Origin of the sequence: Frigidibacter sp. ROC022, from assembly GCF_024723735.1 — a bacterium.
Taxonomy (GTDB): domain Bacteria; phylum Pseudomonadota; class Alphaproteobacteria; order Rhodobacterales; family Rhodobacteraceae; genus SLM-1.
In genome coordinates this window covers 126,734-143,208 of record NZ_JANQDU010000003.1, presented here as the reverse complement: position 1 = coordinate 143,208, position 16,475 = coordinate 126,734, and the positions used below count along the sequence as shown (strand labels likewise).

Here is a 16,475-nt window from a genome sequence, read left to right as displayed (position 1 = left end):
CTACCCATCCCCTGCCCAACCGGAGACCCGCCATGCCTGTTGCAGATACCGCCCCGCTGAACGCCCGGACCGCCCGCCCCGTGCCGCTGACCCGGATGGGATTCGGTGGCGCCGGACTGGGCAATCTCTACCGCGCCATCACCGAGGATCAGGCGCAGGCCACCCTGCAAGCCGCCTGGGATGCCGGCATCCGCTATTTCGACACCGCGCCGCAATACGGGCTGGGACGCTCGGAGATGCGGGTCGGAGCCGCCGTGGCCCGCTTCGGCCGCGACAATCTGGTGCTCTCGACGAAGATCGGCCGGCTGCTGCTGGACTGCGCCCCCGAGGAGGTGACGCCCGAGGCTTTCGTCGATGTGCCGCAGAAGCGGATCGTCTTCGACTATTCCTATGACGGGGTGATGCGGAGCTACGAGGCGAGCCGCGAGCGGCTGGACATCGCCAATGCCGATATCCTGCTCGTGCATGACGTGGACGCCTTCAGCCAGGGCTCGCGCGAGGCCTCGGACGCCCGGGTGCGGGAGCTGTTCGACCAGGGCGGCTACCGGGCGCTGAGCGAGTTGCGGGCGGCAGGAGAGATCGCCGCCATCGGCGCCGGGGTGAACGAATGGCAGGTCTGCGAGACCCTGCTGGGGCTGGCCGACTGGGATGGTTTCCTGCTGGCCGGGCGCTACACGCTGCTGGAGCAGGAGGCGCTCGACAGCTTCCTGCCGCTTTGCGAGAAGCGCGACGTGGGGATCATCCTGGGCGGGCCCTACAACTCGGGCATCCTGGCCACCGGGCCGGTGCCGGGGGCGAAATACAACTATGCCGATGCCCCGCCCGAGGTGCTGGACCGGGTGGCGCGGATCGAGTCGGTCTGCCGTGCCCACGGGGTCCGGCTGATCGAGGCCGCGCTCCAGTTTCCGCTGCACCACCCGGCGGTCAAGACCGTCATCCCCGGCGCCATGACCGCCGAGGAAGTCGCCGCCAATGTCGCGGTGCTGGACGCGGCGATTCCGGATGCGCTCTGGTCCGATCTCAAGACCGAAGGGCTGATCCGCGCCGAGGCGCCGGTGCCGGGCTGAAGCGCGGCGCCGACCGGGCTGCGGCCCTATTGCCAGGGCTTGTCCCCGGGTGACGACACGATCCGCCGCCGCGCGTCGCGGGTGTGGAACGCGCTGTCGATATGCCAGGTCAGCATCCGGTCCTTCAGCGCCGATTTCACCCCGGCCAAGGCGGGATCGTTCCAGAGGTTCTTCCGCTCCCCGGGATCGGCCATCAGGTCGAAGAGATGGACCAATTGGTCTACCCGTGCCGTCCGAAATTGCTGCATCGCAGAAACACTCGGCAAGGCCCGGTTATCAGGTCGGCGCAGGGTGCCGTTGATCGTCCGGGGTCCGAGCCTGACGCGGTGGTGGACGGCGTGACCAGCCTTATGGCTCTGTCGGCGACCTTCCCGGCCCTGGGCGGCACGGCGCTGCCCGGACACTTCGGCCGCGACGTTGCCTGTCGCGCTGTTACGGCGGGCTGATGAACATCGCAAAGCCCCGGCCCGGCTGCCGGGCCGGGGCTTCCGGGTCAGAGGCAGCTCTGGAACAGGGCCCGGGTGTTTTCCTTGGTCATCTCCACCGGGTTGCCGCCGCAGGACGGGTCTTGCAGGGCCATGTCGGTCAGATCGTCCAGGCGATCCTCGGTGACGCCGAGCGCCGAGAGGGTCTTCGGGATCTCCAGTTCCTCGCGCATGATCAGGACATGTTCGTAGAAGCCGTTGAACCCTTCGGGAATGCCGAGGTAATCGGCGGCGCGGCCGATCCGGTCCTCGATCCTGTCGCGGTTGAAGGTGAGCACCATCGGCATCACCACGGCATTGGTGGTGCCGTGATGGGTGTTGTAGACAGCACCGACCGGGTGGCTGAGCGCATGGATCGCGCCGAGCCCCTTCTGGAAGGCGACCGCCCCCATGGCCGCGGCGCTCATCATATGGGCGCGGGCCTCGATGTCGCTGCCGTCGGCATAGACGCGGGGCAGGTTCTCGACCACCAGCCGCATTCCTTCCAGCGCGATGCCCTGGCTCATCGGGTGATAGAAGGGCGAGGAAAAGGCCTCGAGACAATGGGCGAAGGCGTCCATCCCGGTGCCGGCGGTGATGAAGCGCGGCATGCCCACGGTCAGTTCCGGGTCGCAGATCGTCACCGCGGGCAGCAGTTTCGGGTGGAAGATGATCTTCTTCACATGGGTTTCGCTGTTGGTCAGCACCCCGGCGCGGCCCACTTCCGACCCGGTGCCGGCGGTGGTCGGCACCGCGATGATCGGCGCGATGGCCGCGGCATCGGCGCGGGTCCACCAGTCGCCGATGTCCTCGAAATCCCAGACCGGGCGGCTCTGGCCCTTCATGAAGGCGATCATCTTGCCGAGGTCCAGCGCCGAGCCGCCGCCGAAGCAGATCACCCCGTCATGCCCGCCCTCCTTGTAGACGGCGATACCGGCGGCCATGTTGATCTCGTTCGGGTTCGGATCGACCTCGGAGAACACCGCCCGGCCCAGCCCGGCGGCGTCGAGGATGTCGAGCGCGTTGGCGGTGATCGGCAGGCTGGCCAGCGCCTTGTCGGTGACCAGCAGCGGGCGTTTCATGCCCGCCGCCGCGCAGGCCTCGGGCAGTTCGGAAATCCGCCCGGCACCGAAGCGGACGGCGGTCGGGTAGGACCAGTTGGCGCGGAGTGTGGTCATGCTTTCACCTTGCGGAAGTGGTAGGAGCGCGGCCGTGTGACCGAGCGGTAGCCGAGGACGGACATCGCGCCGCCGCGGCCGGTGTCCTTGCAGCCGGTCCAGCAGACCGACGGATCGACGTAATCGGCCCGGTTCAGGAACACGGTGCCGGTCTCGACCTGCGTGCCGATGGCATAGGCCTTCTCGGGGTCGGCGGTCCAGATCGAGGCGGTCAGGCCATAGGGCGAGTCGTTCATCAGCTCGATCGCCTCGGCATCGTCCCTGACCGGCATGATGCCGACCACCGGGCCGAAGCTCTCTTCCCGCATCACCCGCATCGAATGGTCCACGTCGACGAGGATCTGCGGCATCAGATAGGCGCCGCCGTCATCGGCCGGGAAGTTCTGTTTCTCGATCAGCGGCCGGGCGCCGGCGGCGATGGCCTCGGCGGTCTGCTCGCGGACCAGCTGCGCAAAGCGCTTGTTGGCCATCGGACCCAGGGTGCTGTCGGCGTCGAACGGGTTGCCGAGCTTGAGCTTGTTCACCCAGTCCACGGATTTCTCGACGAATTCGTCGAACAGGCTCTGATGGACATAGATCCGCTCGATGCCGCAGCAGCATTGCCCGGCGTTGAACATCGCGCCGTCCATCAGGGTATCGACGGCCCAGTCGACATCGGCATCGGCCATGACATAGCCGGGGTCCTTGCCGCCCAGTTCCAGCCCGAGCCCGGTGAAGGTGCCCGCCGCGGCCCGCTCGATCGCCTGACCGCCGCGCACCGAGCCGGTGAAGTTGATGAAGCCGAAGCTGCGCTCGCCGATCAGGGTCTCGGTGACGGCATGGTCCAGCACCAGGTTCTGGAATATCTCCTTCGGCACTCCGCCCTTGTGCATCGCCTCTTCCAGCCGCTCGCCCACCAGAAGGGTCTGGCTGGCATGCTTGAGGATCACCGCGTTGCCGGCGATAAGGGCCGGCACGATGGTGTTGAGCGCGGTCAGATAGGGGTAGTTCCAGGGCGCGATGACAAAGACGACGCCCTGCGGCGCCCATTCGATCCGGCGCTCGAAGCGGTCCGAATCCTCGGTGACCAGCGGGGCGAGCGACTCGGGCGCGATCTTGGCCATGTAGCTGGCGCGTTCGTTGATGCCGCCGAATTCGCCGCCATAGCGGGTCGGACGGCCCATCTGCCAGGCCAGTTCCTCGACGATGGCATCGCTCTCGTCGCCCAGAGCCGCGACACCGGCCATGACCAGCGCGATCCGTTCATCCAGCGGCCGCGCGGCCCAGCCGGCCTGTGCGGCGCGGGCGCGGGCGACGGCGGCGCGGGCCGCCTCGGCCGAGAGGCTTTCGCGGGTGACATAGACTTCGCCGTTGACCGGCGAGACGCATTGAATTTGGGTCATTGGTCCTCCTCGCCGCCATAGCGGCTTATCTCGATCAGGTTGCCGTCCGGGTCGCGGAAATAGACCGAGGTGATCGTCCCGCGCGCGCCGGATTTTCGCACCGGGCCTTCGACCACCTCTACGCCTTCCGCGGCCAGATGCGCCAGCGTTTGCGACGTCGGCCAGCGGGTCAGAAGGCACAGATCGCCGGAGCCGATTGTCGCATGGTTGCGGGTCTCGTCGCCCAGCCGTTGCAGGTTGATCTTCTGCCCGCCAAAGCGGACCGCGCGACGGTTTCCGGCAAAGGTCAGCGGCTCCATGCCCAGCACCCGCGCATAGAAGGCCGCCGCGGCGTCGGGATCGCGGACGGTGAGCACGACATGGTCGATCGCCTCGATCATGGCGTCGGGGCTTCGGCAAGGGTGGCCGGCGCCCCGGCCAGGTAGCCGGCGGCGACCAGCGGCGCGAAGCGGACAGGCGCGGAGTCCGGCATCGGATCAAGCCCGCTCGAATCCGCGCTTCACGTCCCAGTCGGTGACGACCCGGTCGTTCTCGGCGATCTCCCAGAGTGCGGCATGGTGGTAGTGATCCACCACATCCGGGCCGAATGCCTTGCGCAGCATCTCGGAGCCGGCCAGCGCCTCGGCGGCGGCGCGCAGGGTCTTGGGCACTTCGCGGATGCCTTCGTGGCCATACATGTCGCCCGAGAGTTCCGGTTCCAGTTCCAGCCCGTTCTCGATCCCGTCGAGCCCGGCGGCCAGCTGCGCGGCCATGGCGAGATAGGGGTTCAGATCGGCACCGCCGACCCGGCACTCGATCCGCACGCCCTTGGTCCCCTCGCCGCAGACCCGGTAGCCGGCGGTGCGGTTGTCGGTGGACCAGACCGCCTTGGTGGGCGCGAACATGCCGGTGGTGAAGCGCTTGTAGCTGTTGATATAGGGCGCCAGGAATGCCGTGGTCGCGTCGGCATGCCTGAGCAGCCCGGCGACATAGCTGCGCATCAGCGCCGACATGCCGTGCGGAGCGTCCTTGTCGAGGAAGGCGGGCTTGCCGTCCTGCCACAGCGACTGGTGGATATGGCTCGACGATCCGGCCCGGTCGGTGGCGTATTTCGCCATGAAGGTCGCGGCCAGCCCATGACTGTGGGCGATCTCCTTGACCGCGTTCTTGACGATCACATGCATGTCCGCCGTGTCCATCGCGTCGGAATACTTGATGTTGATTTCTTCCTGCCCGGCCTCGGCCTCGCCCTTCGAGTTCTCGACCGGGATGCCGGCGCCGTAGAGCCCGTTGCGCAGCGCCCGCATCATGCCCTCTTCCTTGGTCGTGCCGAGGATCGAGTAGTCGATGTTGTAGCGGCTGAGGGTCTGCAGCCCGGTATAGCCGCGATCGTTCAGGGTGTCGTAGCTCTCGGTGAAGAGCATGAATTCCAGTTCGGTCGCCATCATCACGTCGAAGCCCAATGCCTTGGCGCGGGCGACCTGGGTCTTGAGCACGGTGCGCGGGCTGTGCGGAATCTCGGCATGGGTGTGATGGTCGAGAACGTCGCACATCACCATGGCGGTGCCGGGCAGCCAGGGCACGAGGCGCAGGGTGGAAAGGTCGGGCTTGTGAACATAGTCGCCATAGCCCGCCTCCCATGAGGTGGCCTTGTAGCCCTGAACCGTCGCCATCTCGAGATCGGTGGCCAGCAGGTAGTTGCAGCCGTGGGTTTCCTCGTAGCCGCCATCGACGAAATGGCGGGCGTGGAAACGCTTGCCCATCAGGCGGCCCTGCATGTCGACGATGCAGGTCAGAACGGTGTCGATCTCACCCGCGTCAACGGCGGCTTGCAGAGCGTCGAAGGTCAGGTTGGCGGGCATGGATAGGCTCCTCTACGATGGGCGCGGCCCGAAGGCCGCGCCCGGATGGTGATCTGGTCGGCACTCAGTAACGATAGGGTTTGCCGGCTTTGACCATGGTTTCGTTATAGGACTTGAAGATGTCGACGATCTTCTTCTTCAGCGGGCTTTCCGCGGCGATTTCGTCCCAGAACTTCTGCGCCTCGTCCTCGACCTGGGCCCATTCGGCATCCGGGATCGTGGTCGATTCCAGCTTGGTCTCGTTGACCCGCAGGCTGGCCTCGCCGTTCCAGTACCAGTGCTGGCGATGATAGTGGGACGAGTTGAAGCAGACCTCCATGAGCGTCTTCAGATGGTCCGGCAGCTCGTTCCAGCGATCCATGTTGGCGAAGAAATGGCCGATCCAGGCACCCGAGATGTTGTTGGTCAGGAAGTACTTGGTCACGTTGGCCCAGCCCGAGGTATAGTCCTCGGTGATCCCCGACCAGGCGATGCCGTCCAGCTCGCCGGTCTGCAGGGCGACCTCGGCGTCTTCCCAGGGCAGCGTCACCGGCACGACACCGAAGCGCGACAGGAATCGGCCGGCGGTCGGGAAGGTGAAGATCCGCAGCCCCTCGAGATCCTTCAGCGTGGTGATCGGCTTCTGGGTCGCGAAGTTGCAGGGATCCCAGGACCCGGCCGAGATGTGCCTGACCCCGACCTTGGCGTATTCTTCCTTCCAGATTTCATCGAGCCCCCAGTGGTTGAACAGGGCCGGAACGTCCAGCGAGTAGCGCAGACCGAGCGGGAAGTAGCCGCCGAACACCGTCACCTCGGTGGGCGAGGCCATCGAGTCGTCGTCGGACTGCACCGCATCGATGGTGCCCTTCTGCATGGCGCGGAACAGCTCTCCGGTCGGGACAAGCTGGTCGGCATAGAACAGCTCGATTTCCATCTGGCCCTGGGCGATCTCGTTGAACTGCTTGATGCAGGTGTCTATGACCTCGACCCCGAGCGCCGGGCCGGCATAGGTCTGGAGCCGCCACTTGATCGGCGACTGGGCCAGAACCGCGGGCGCGGCGAGGGCGCCGGGGACGGCAGCAGCGCCGGCGGCGAGGAACTTGCGTCTTGTAGTCATGACTTCTCTCCTGGTTGGTTGTGAGCCCCCGTGCGCCGGAGGTCGTGTTATCTGGCGTTGACGTGCTGCGGCAGCCACAGCGCGATTTGCGGGAAGGCGATCACCACCAGCAGGGCCACGATCATCACCCCGACAAAGGGAATGATCGAACGGTAGATGTCGATGATCGAGATTTCGGGCGGCGCCATGGCGCGCATCAGGAACAGGTTGTAGCCGAAGGGCGGCGTCATGTAGGCGATCTGGCAGGTGATGGTGTAGAGCACGCCATACCAGATCAGGTCGAAGCCGAGCGCACCGACCAGCGGCACATAGAGCGGCGCCACGATGACCAGCATCGCGGTATCGTCCAGGAAGGTGCCCATGACCAGATAGCTCAGCTGCATCAGGATCAGGATTTCCCAGGCCGACAGCCCGAGGCGATCGACGAAGAAGCCCTCGATCGCCTTGACCGCGCCGAGACCGTCGAACACGGCGCCGAAGGCCAGCGCCGCCAGGATGATCCACATGAACATGCAGGAGACCGCCAGGGTCTCGCGCGTGGTCACCTCGAACACCTCGCGGGTGAAGCGGCGCTTGATCACCGCGGCGAAGACCGCTGCCAGCGCCCCGATGACCGAGCTTTCGACCAGCGAGGTATAGCCGGTCACGAAGGGCACCATCATCACCAGGAAGATCGCCAGCGGCAGGATCCCGGCCGAGAGCAGGCGGATCTTCTCGGCCCGCGGAATCGCCGCGCGTTCCTCGGCATCCAGCACCGGGCCGAGTTCGGGGCTGATCCGGCAGCGCAGCCAGATGTAGCCGACGAAGAGGGTTGCCATCAGCAGGCCGGGAAAGACCCCCGCCAACCACAGCTGGCTGACCGGTTGCCGGGCGATCATCGCGTAGAGCACCAGCACCACCGAGGGCGGGATCAGGATGCCCAGCGAGGAGCCGGCCTGGATCACCCCGGTGACCATGCGTTTGTCATAGCCGCGTTTCAGCAGTTCCGGCAGCGCGATCGTGGCGCCGATGGCCATGCCGGCGACCGAGAGCCCGTTCATCGCCGAGATCACCACCATCAGGAAGATGGTGCCGATCGCCAGCCCGCCCGGCACCGCCCCGAACCAGACGTGGAACATCCGGTAGAGGTCGTCGGCCAGCCGGCTCTCGCTGAGCACATAGCCCATGAAGATGAACATCGGCAGGGTCAGCAGCGGATACCACTTCATCAGCTTCATCGCCGCCGAGAAGCCCAGATCGGAACCGCCGACCCCCCAGAGCGGGATCGCCGCCGCGACCGCGACAAAGCCGATTGCACCGAAGACCCGCTGGCCCGTCGCCATCATCAGCATCATCGAGCTGAACATCAGGATGGCGATCATATCGTAGGACATCAAATCTCCTCGCCGCGGATCTTGGCAACGTCGCGGAAGAAAAAGGCAATGGACTGCAACAGCATCAGGAAGATGCCGACGCACATGACGATCTTGATCGGCGCGATATAGGGCCGCCAGGCGGTCGGGCTCCGCTCTCCATAGGTGATCGAATAGCTGGTGCTCTCGATCGCGCCATAGAGCAGCACGCCGAGGTAGAACAGCAGCGCGAAGACCGAGAAGGCATCGACCCAGGCCCGGGTCCGGTCCGACCAGCGGTGGTAGAGCAGGTCCATCCGGACATTCGAATCGAGCTGCAGCGAATAGGGACCGCCCAGCATGTAATAGGCGACCATGGCGAATTGCGCGGTTTCCAGCGTCCAGTTCGCCGGCAGAGGCGTGATCTTGGACAGCGATGACCAGATCAGGACGCCCATCATCACGAACAGGATATACATGGCCATGCGGCCGACGCGGTAGTTGATCCGCTCGACGATCCGCACATAGGCCTTGATCCAGCCCGGCATCAGGCGACTCCTTCCCGCGGATGGATGGCGGCCAGCGCCTCGTCCAGCACCCGGGCCAGTTTCGCGGCCATCTCCGCCTGGGTTTCGGGGGTGGCGATCAGGTCGTTTCGGATCTCGATCATCACGTTCGGCAGACCGTAGGGGGTGGCATGCAGGCGCAGGCTGTGGGTGACACCATCGGCGGCGGAATAGGGATCGTTCAGCGCGACGCGCAGCCCCGTCAGGCGCCGCGCGGCCTCGACCACCGCCAGCGCCAGCGCCGGGTCGGCGTCATGGATGATGCCCAGTTCCACCGACCGGGGCCGACCGTGCCAGGTCGGCGTGAAACTGTGGATCGTCGCCAGAACCGGATGCCGCCCCTGCGCCAGGGCGCCGGCGACCTGCGCCGAGACGGCGGCATGGAACGGCAGATAGACCGCCTCGGTCCGGGCCAGCCTTGCGGCAGGCGTCAGGTTGCGGTTGCCGGGGATGTCCCAGACTTCCGAACGTTCGGTCATCGCGCCCGGCACATGCGGCGGCCGGTTCAGGTCATAGATCAGCCGCGAGACGCTGCCCGCCACCAGCGGCGCATCCAGCGCCTGCGCCAGGCCGCGCGCCACCGGCAGGGCGCCGGGGTCCCAGGCGATATGCGCTTCCTGCGCCTCGGGGCTCAGCCCCAGATCGCCCCAGGGGTCGGGAAAGGCATTGGATGCATGTTCGCAGACCAGCAGCCAGGGCCCGGCCGCCCCCGCGTTCTCCAACCCGACTGTCGCCCCCGCTGGCATCCCGATCCTTTCATGATTGCGCCAAGGCTGACCTGCCGGGGCGGCTTCTGTCAATATCTTTCCCGCCTGCGGAAAGCTGTTATGATCGTTTCGGGCGCATGCTGGCTGCAATGGCAGGAGAGGCCCGCCCTGCCCGGAATTTATGCAATGACCGAGTCTTCCCGCGACCCTGCCCTGCCCCCGGTGAACCGGGCATGACCGAACCGACCACCCTGGAACGGCTGACCGCGGCCTTCTCGAACCTGTCGCCGGCCGAGCGCACCCTGACCGCGCATCTGCGCCGCAACCATCCGGTGGCGGGACTGGCCTCGATCACCGCGCTGGCCAAGGCGGCCGGGGTCTCGACGCCGACGGTGGTGCGGCTGGTGCAGAAGGTGGGGTTCAAGGGTTATCCCGACTTTCAGGCGGCCCTGCGGGACGAGGTCGAAGCGGCGCTGCTCTCGCCGCTGGCCAAGCATGACCGCTGGGCCGCGGGGGCGCCGCAGACCCATATCCTGAACCGTTTCGCCGACGCGGTGCTTGGCAATCTGCAAGCCACGCTGGCGCAGATCGACCCTGCCGAATTCGATGCCGCCGCGGCGCTGCTGGCCGATCCGGCCCGGCAGGTCTATGCGGTCGGCGGCCGGATCACCCATGCCACCGCCGATTACCTCGTCACCCATCTCAGCCTGATTCGCCGCGGCGTGACGCTGATTCCCGATGCCGCGACCGCCTGGCCGCCGGCGATGCTGGACCTGAAGAAGGGCGACGTGCTGGTCGCCTTCGACATCCGCCGCTACGAGAACGCGGTGCTGAACCTGGTGGAACTGGCCGCCGGCGAAGGCGCCGAAGTGGTGCTGGTCACCGATCAATGGGTCTCGCCCGCCGCGACCCATGCCCGGCACCGGTTCGCCGCCCATGTCGAGGCGCCGAGCGCCTGGGATTCGACATCCGTCGTCACGGTGCTGGTCGAGACCCTGCTGGCGGCGGTGCAGGCACTGACCCCGGAGGCGACGGTCGAGCGGATGACCCGGCTGGAGGGGTTGCTGGCCAAGAGCCGGCTGTTCCGGCGCGGGCGGTAGGGAGTGTAGCGGCCGGGAGGCCGCCAGGGCCCATGCGATCTGTTGCCCCGGCCCCGCTGGCCCGGCTGCGACCGACCCGCCCCCGCAAGGCGGCCACTGTTCCATGCGATCAACCGGCCCGCCCTATCGCCGCCCGTTCCGTTCATCCAGCATCTCGATCTGGATCTGCTGCAACTCGGCCAGCCGTTCCCATTGATGCGCCAGCTGGTGGTCGATCTTTTCGTGCAACTGGCGGATTTCCAGCTCGGCCTTCAGGTTGACTCGATAGTCGTTTTCGGCCCGCAGCCGGTCCTTGGTCTCTTGCCGGCGCTGGCTCATCATGATGACCGGCGCCTGAAAGGCGGCGAGGCTGGAGAGCAGCAGGTTCAGCAGGATGAACGGGTAAGGATCGAAGGGCGCCCGCAGCAGCCCGACGATATTGATCCCCATCCAGACCACCAGCACCGCGACGAAAAGCCCGATGAAGCGCCAGCTGCCGCCGAAACTGGCAACCTTGTCGGCCATCCGGTCGCCGAAGGTTGCAGCCTCGTCGATCACCTCCTGGGTGTTCTGCGAGACGAGTTCGCCCGAGCCGAGACTGTCGAGCACCTGCCGGTCGAGTTCGCCCAGCTCGCCCCGTTCCTGCTCCAGCAGCTGTTCGACATAGAGCCTGCGATAACGGCCAAGATCATCCAGGCAGATCTGCTTGCCGTCGGCCCAGCCGGGCGCGGCGGCCTCGATCGTCGCCGAAACGCCGGGGCGCACCGAAATCCAGGGCCGCAGCCGGTCGCGCGGGAAGTCCCGACCGCAGACATGACAGGTGCCGGATTTGCGGCGGGCGGGCTTGGCGGTCGTGGTCATGCGGTCGCGTCCCCCTTCGGCCCGGCGCGGCGGACCCTCGCAGCAGTTGAGCGCAAGACGCGCGCCCTGTCCACTGCGGCGCCCCGCGCCGGCGCCGCTCAGCCCGGGCGGAACCCGAGCAGGCGCAGCGCGTTCAGCGTGACCAGAACCGTCGCGCCGGTATCGGCCAGGATCGCGATCCAGAGCCCCGTCACCCCCAGAACCGTGGTGACCAGGAACACCGCCTTCAGGCCCAGGGCGATGGCCACGTTCTGGCGGATGTTGGTCATCGCCGCCCGCGACAGTCGCAGCAGCGCCGGCACGTCGGCGACCCGGTTGCGCAGCAGCGCCCCGTCTGCCGTTTCGAGCGCGACATCGGTGCCGGCGCCCATGGCGATCCCGACATGCGCCGTGGCCAGTGCCGGAGCATCGTTGATCCCGTCGCCCACCATCATCACCCGCGCCTCGGCCTTCAGCCGCTCGAGCGCGGCGACCTTGTCCTCGGGCAGCAACCCGGCCTGGTGCGACAGGCCCAGCTGCGCCGCGATCGCGGCCCCGGTCCGGGCGTTGTCCCCGGTCAGCATGACGCTGGCGACCCCCATCCGGGCCAGGTCGGCAACCGCCGCCGCCGCATCGCCCCGCGCTTCGTCACGCAGCGCCAGCAACCCGAGCAGGCGGTCGGGGGCAAAGACCGTGACCACGGTTCTGCCCTCGGCCTCGAGCGCATCGACCTGCGCCTGCGCCGCCCCGGTCATGACCCCCGCCGATTCGGCCAGACGCGGCGCGCCGACCGTCCAGCGGGTGCCGTCGAGCGTGGCGAAGGCGCCCTTGCCCGGGATCGCGCCGGCATCGCGCACGCCGGACCAGTCGAGCCCCTCGTCGCGGGCCCGGGCGACGATGGCGCGGGCCAGAGGATGGCTTGCGGCGGATTCGACGGCGGCGGCGACACGCAGGACCTCGGCTTCGCTGCCCGAAACCGCGACCACACGGGTCACCTGCGGGTTGCCCTCGGTCAGGGTCCCGGTCTTGTCGAAGGCCACCAGGCGGGTCTCTGCCGCCGCCTCGATCACCGCGCCGCCCTTGACCAGCAGCCCATGCCTGGCCCCGGCGGAGAGAGCCGAGGCAATCGAGGCCGGCACCGAGATCACCAGCGCACAGGGACAGCCGATCAGCAGCAGCGCGAGGCCGCGGTAGACCCAGACCTCCCAGACCCCGCCGGCCAGCAGCGGCGGCAGCACCGCCACAAGCGCCGCGGCGCCGACCACGGCGGGCATGTAGTAGCGGCTGAACCGCTCGATGAAGCGCTCGGTCGGGGCACGGGCGCTTTCGGCCTCTTCCACCAGCCGGACGATCCGCGCGATGGTGTTGTCGCTGGCCTTGCGGCTGACCCTGATCCGCAGTTCGGCCTCGGCATTGATCGAACCGGCGAAGACCTCGGCGCCGGGTTCCTTCAGCCGCGGCACGCTTTCGCCCGTCACCGGGCTTTCATCGACGCCGGAAATACCCGCGACCACGATCCCGTCGGCCGGAATCCGGTCGCCCGGCCGGACCTGCACGATCTGGCCGATGACCAGCTGCGCCGCCGGAATCTCGCGGATGCGTGGCCCGACCTCGACCCGCGCCACCCTCGGCACCAGATCGGTGAGGGCGCGAATCCCGTCGCGCGCCTTGCCCGCCGCGACGCCTTCCAGCACCTCGCCGAGAGAGAACAGGAACACGACGAGCGCCGCCTCGCCCGCGGCGCCGATGATCAGCGCCCCGAGCGCGGCGATGGCCATCAGCATCTCGATGGTGAAGGGCATCCCGGCGCGGGCCAGCCTTGCCGCTTTCCAGGCCACCGGCGCAACGCCCAGAAGCGTCGCCACCACGAAGCCCATATGCGCGACCGGCCCGCCGATGCTCAGTTCGATCCCCCAGGCCAGCGCCAGCAGAGCGCCGGTGCCCAGCAGCATCCTGCCCTTCGACCTGCGATACCAGGCATCGGGGCGTGGCGGTGGCTCTGCCGGCGGGTCCGCCGCAACGGCACCGCTTCCGGCGGGAAAGGCCCCGTCCGGAAGGACGAACCCGCCCCTGGGCCGCTCCGGCGCCGCGCCTTTCGGGGCGATTCCGAAGCCGAGGCCGCGCACCGCCCTCTCGATCTGCGCCGGCGTGGTCTGCCCCGAATCCAGCCGCAACCGCATGCGCTCGGCCATCAGCGCCACATCCACCTCGGAGACCCCCGGCAGCCGCTCGACCGCGCCACGAACCTTGGCCGCGCAGGACCCGCAGTCCATGCCCGTCACGCGCCACTCCAGGGTATCGGTCGCCAGGGTATCCATCCCGTCCGTCCTGTTCTCCATATCGACAAGCCAGATAGGAGCTACAGCGGCTGTAGGTTCAAGAGCATTCCCGCAAATTCTTCCCAAAGGGCGTCCCGCACCGCCAATTGCCCGGACGCCGCGGGAGACCTAGATTGACGGGAACCTCAGGAGAGTCCCGTGCTGACGATCGGAACCTTGGCCAAACGCACCGGAAGCAAGGTGCAGACGATCCGTTATTACGAGCAGATCGGCCTGATGCCCGAACCGGAGCGCACCGAAGGCGGCCAGCGCCGCTATTCCGGCGCCGCGCTCGACCGGCTGTCCTTCATCCGCCACGCCCGCGACCTGGGCTTTTCGCTGGACGCGATCCGCGAGTTGCTCACCCTGTCGGACAACCCCGGCCAGCCCTGCACCGACATCGATGCCATCGCCCAGAAACATCTGCGCGCCGTCGAGGCCCGGCTGGTCCGGCTGGAAGCCCTGCGACGGGAACTGCGCAGGATGATCGGCGAATGCTCTGGCGGCGCGGTGTCGGAATGCCGGGTGCTGGAAGTGCTCCGCGACCATGGCGAATGCCTGATGGACCATGGCAGCGGGAACCTGTGAGCCACGGGCAAGCGACGGGCGGCGGGTCACGCGACACCGGCCGCCCTTCTTCGGCAGGACAGATGGCGCCCCGAGGCGACCTCACCGCGAATCGCAGGCGCAGCGACTTGCGTTGCGGCGGGGCTGCGCCGGTTCAGCGCCCCCCGTTCTGCAGCAGCGACGCTGACGGCCCGTCGAGGTGGAGCCAGACATCGCCATGCCGCTGGACCATCGAGGCCGGCACATCGGGGGTTACCGACCCTTCCAGCGACGCCTTCACCGCCTGCGCCTTGCGGCTATCGGGGACCGACAGCACCAGCCGGCGGCTCTTCATCATCTGACGAATGCTCATCGAGATTGCCTGCCCCGGAACCTCGTCCAGCGTGGCGAACCAGCCTTCGCCCATCTGCTGCCTGCGGCAGGCCTCGTCGAGTTCCACCACCAGATACGCCGCCTCTGTCTCGAAATCGGCGGGCGGATCGTTGAACGCCAGATGGCCATTCTCACCGATACCCGCGAAGCACACGTCGATCTCGACGCCCGCGATCAGGTTGCCGAGGCGCGCGACTTCGGCCTGAAGGTCGGCGGCATCGCCGGCGATCTCCACGAATTGCCCGAGCGCGGGAAGCTTGTCCACGAACCGTTCGCGCAGATACCGGCGGAAACTGGCGGGATGGTCGGGAGAGATGCCCACATATTCGTCCAGATGGAACGCCGTCACCTTCGACCAGTCCAGATCGGCGGTCACCAGATGCGCCAGCGTATCGAACTGGCTGGCGCCGGTGGCGACGACGATCGCAGCCGCCCCTTTCTGCGCGATGGCAGCCTTGATTTCTTCTGCTCCGCAGGCCGCGGCCGCCCTGCCCAGTGCGTCTTTCGAGTCGTGAATTCGAGTGTGCAACCTACTCCCTCCCTGTAACTTCGAGCCGGTTCCCGCTTTGGGGACGAAATCTCACTAGCGGTTTCGCAACCGGTTGCAAAGAGCGTCCGAATCTTCAAAACTCCGGGTGTCGCAGTTCATTGCGTCGACTTTCGAACAGGGAGAGAGACATGAAACTGAAACTAGCTGTGGCCTTTGCTGCCGCAACCATTTTCGGCCCGATGGCCTCTGCGCAGGACGGCAATCTGGTGATCTACAATCCCGCCGGCGACGCGGGCGAACTGGTCATCGACGCCTTCCGCGAAAAATATCCGTCGATCAACATCTCGGCGATCAATGCCGGGGTCGGCGAACTGTTCACCCGCATGGGGGCGGAAAAGGACAATCCGCAAGGTGACGTCATCCTTTGCGCCTCGAGCGAGGCGTTCCTGTCGAATCCGGGCCTCTTCGAGCCCTACGACAGCACCGAACTCGCGAATTTCAGCGAGGATGTGGTCGCGCCGGACCATTCCTTCTACGGCTGCTCGATGCCGCTTCAGGCCTTCATCGTGAACACGAACCTTCTGTCCGAGGATCAGTATCCCCGGACCTGGGAGGCGCTCGCCGATCCGATGTACAAGGACAAGCTGGTGATGGCGAACCCGTCGCTTTCGGGTTCCGCCTATGCACAGCTGGCCCAGATGCTGCAGCTTTACGGCTGGGACATGGCCGAGAAGGTGATGGACAACGCCCGCTTCGTCACCTCGTCGCAGAGCGTGTTCCAGGATGTCGGTCGCGGCGAGATCGAGATCGGCATCACCGGTGAGGTGAACGTCAAGACGATGATGGACGATGGCTTCCCCGTCACCATCATCTATCCCGAGGACGGCACCGGGCTGCGCTTCGATGCGTCGGGCATCATCAAGGGCGGGCCGAACCCCGAGAACGCGAAGCTGTTCCTCGACTTTGCGAACTCGAAAGAGGCGCATGAGCTGGTCGCCTCGACGAACCGCCGCTCGGTCCGCAAGGATGTCGCGGCACCTGACGGGTTGGCCCCGACCGCCGATATCCCGACCTTCCCCTACGACGCCAACAAGGCGGCAGCCGATCGGGACGAGAACCTCGCGAAGTTCGACGCCCTGTTCAACAAGTAACGCTGCCATAATCGACCCGAATGGGC

16 protein-coding genes are annotated in these 16,475 nt (G+C 67.0%); 4 read left to right on the top strand and 12 right to left on the bottom strand.

All coding sequences use genetic code 11. The annotated features are described in order from the left end of the window. The first annotated feature begins 32 nt into the window (after nucleotides 1-32). Nucleotides 33-1,067, top strand: coding sequence for an aldo/keto reductase (locus tag NUW50_RS12445; RefSeq protein WP_258289457.1), 1,035 nt, complete (start codon nucleotides 33-35; stop codon nucleotides 1,065-1,067). A 26-nt stretch (nucleotides 1,068-1,093) separates the two neighbouring features. Here the strand turns inward: NUW50_RS12445 and NUW50_RS12440 are convergent, their stop codons facing one another. From NUW50_RS12440 to NUW50_RS12400, 9 genes are all read right to left on the bottom strand, one after another. Continuing rightward, nucleotides 1,094-1,282 (bottom strand): hypothetical protein, encoded by a 189-nt coding sequence (locus NUW50_RS12440; RefSeq protein ID WP_258289456.1) that lies wholly within the window; start codon nucleotides 1,280-1,282, stop codon nucleotides 1,094-1,096. 278 nt (nucleotides 1,283-1,560) lie between these two features. Next, complete coding sequence (locus tag NUW50_RS12435) at nucleotides 1,561-2,709, bottom strand: iron-containing alcohol dehydrogenase (RefSeq protein ID WP_258289455.1); 1,149 nt, start codon at nucleotides 2,707-2,709, stop codon at nucleotides 1,561-1,563. Next, nucleotides 2,706-4,091, bottom strand: coding sequence for an aldehyde dehydrogenase family protein (locus NUW50_RS12430; RefSeq protein ID WP_258289454.1), 1,386 nt, complete (start codon nucleotides 4,089-4,091; stop codon nucleotides 2,706-2,708). The genes NUW50_RS12435 and NUW50_RS12430 overlap by 4 nt, the downstream gene beginning before the upstream one ends. Continuing rightward, nucleotides 4,088-4,471: a VOC family protein gene (locus NUW50_RS12425; RefSeq protein ID WP_258289453.1), complete on the bottom strand. Its 384-nt coding sequence runs from the start codon at nucleotides 4,469-4,471 to the stop codon at nucleotides 4,088-4,090. Before NUW50_RS12425 ends, NUW50_RS12430 begins: the two co-directional genes overlap by 4 nt. 96 nt (nucleotides 4,472-4,567) lie before the next feature. Next, entirely contained in the window at nucleotides 4,568-5,932 is a 1,365-nt protein-coding gene (locus NUW50_RS12420; RefSeq protein ID WP_258289452.1) for a glutamine synthetase family protein, read from the bottom strand. 64 nt (nucleotides 5,933-5,996) lie between these two features. Next, the gene (locus NUW50_RS12415; protein ID WP_258289451.1) at nucleotides 5,997-7,028 is read right to left on the bottom strand and encodes a TRAP transporter substrate-binding protein; all 1,032 of its coding nucleotides are present in this window, start codon (nucleotides 7,026-7,028) and stop codon (nucleotides 5,997-5,999) included. Between the two features lie 47 nt (nucleotides 7,029-7,075). Beyond that, the gene (locus tag NUW50_RS12410; RefSeq protein WP_258289450.1) at nucleotides 7,076-8,401 is read right to left on the bottom strand and encodes a TRAP transporter large permease; all 1,326 of its coding nucleotides are present in this window, start codon (nucleotides 8,399-8,401) and stop codon (nucleotides 7,076-7,078) included. After that, the gene (locus NUW50_RS12405; protein ID WP_258289449.1) at nucleotides 8,401-8,907 is read right to left on the bottom strand and encodes a TRAP transporter small permease subunit; all 507 of its coding nucleotides are present in this window, start codon (nucleotides 8,905-8,907) and stop codon (nucleotides 8,401-8,403) included. Before NUW50_RS12405 ends, NUW50_RS12410 begins: the two co-directional genes overlap by 1 nt. After that, a complete protein-coding gene (locus NUW50_RS12400) occupies nucleotides 8,907-9,671 on the bottom strand; it encodes an N-formylglutamate amidohydrolase (RefSeq protein ID WP_258289448.1) in 765 nt (254 codons plus the stop codon). The genes NUW50_RS12405 and NUW50_RS12400 overlap by 1 nt, the downstream gene beginning before the upstream one ends. Nucleotides 9,672-9,865: 194 nt before the next feature. Here NUW50_RS12400 and NUW50_RS12395 point away from each other — a divergent pair, with 194 nt between their 5' ends. Further along, on the top strand, nucleotides 9,866-10,732 hold the full coding sequence (locus NUW50_RS12395; RefSeq protein WP_258289447.1) for a MurR/RpiR family transcriptional regulator: 867 nt from the start codon (nucleotides 9,866-9,868) through the stop codon (nucleotides 10,730-10,732). A 123-nt stretch (nucleotides 10,733-10,855) separates the two neighbouring features. Here the strand turns inward: NUW50_RS12395 and NUW50_RS12390 are convergent, their stop codons facing one another. Next, nucleotides 10,856-11,572, bottom strand: a complete 717-nt coding sequence (locus NUW50_RS12390; RefSeq protein WP_258289446.1) for a DUF1003 domain-containing protein — start codon at nucleotides 11,570-11,572, stop codon at nucleotides 10,856-10,858. 98 nt (nucleotides 11,573-11,670) lie between these two features. Beyond that, nucleotides 11,671-13,869, bottom strand: a complete 2,199-nt coding sequence (locus NUW50_RS12385) for a heavy metal translocating P-type ATPase (protein ID WP_258289445.1) — start codon at nucleotides 13,867-13,869, stop codon at nucleotides 11,671-11,673. Between the two features lie 159 nt (nucleotides 13,870-14,028). Here NUW50_RS12385 and NUW50_RS12380 point away from each other — a divergent pair, with 159 nt between their 5' ends. Next, entirely contained in the window at nucleotides 14,029-14,457 is a 429-nt protein-coding gene (locus tag NUW50_RS12380; protein WP_258289444.1) for a MerR family transcriptional regulator, read from the top strand. A 133-nt stretch (nucleotides 14,458-14,590) separates the two neighbouring features. On the opposite strand, the gene NUW50_RS12375 is transcribed toward NUW50_RS12380, so the two are convergent. Beyond that, a complete protein-coding gene (locus NUW50_RS12375; protein WP_258289443.1) occupies nucleotides 14,591-15,337 on the bottom strand; it encodes a glucosamine-6-phosphate deaminase in 747 nt (248 codons plus the stop codon). A 149-nt stretch (nucleotides 15,338-15,486) separates the two neighbouring features. Between NUW50_RS12375 and NUW50_RS12370 the strand changes: the two genes are divergently transcribed. Further along, nucleotides 15,487-16,449 (top strand): extracellular solute-binding protein, encoded by a 963-nt coding sequence (locus tag NUW50_RS12370; RefSeq protein ID WP_258289442.1) that lies wholly within the window; start codon nucleotides 15,487-15,489, stop codon nucleotides 16,447-16,449. Nucleotides 16,450-16,475 lie beyond the last annotated feature (26 nt).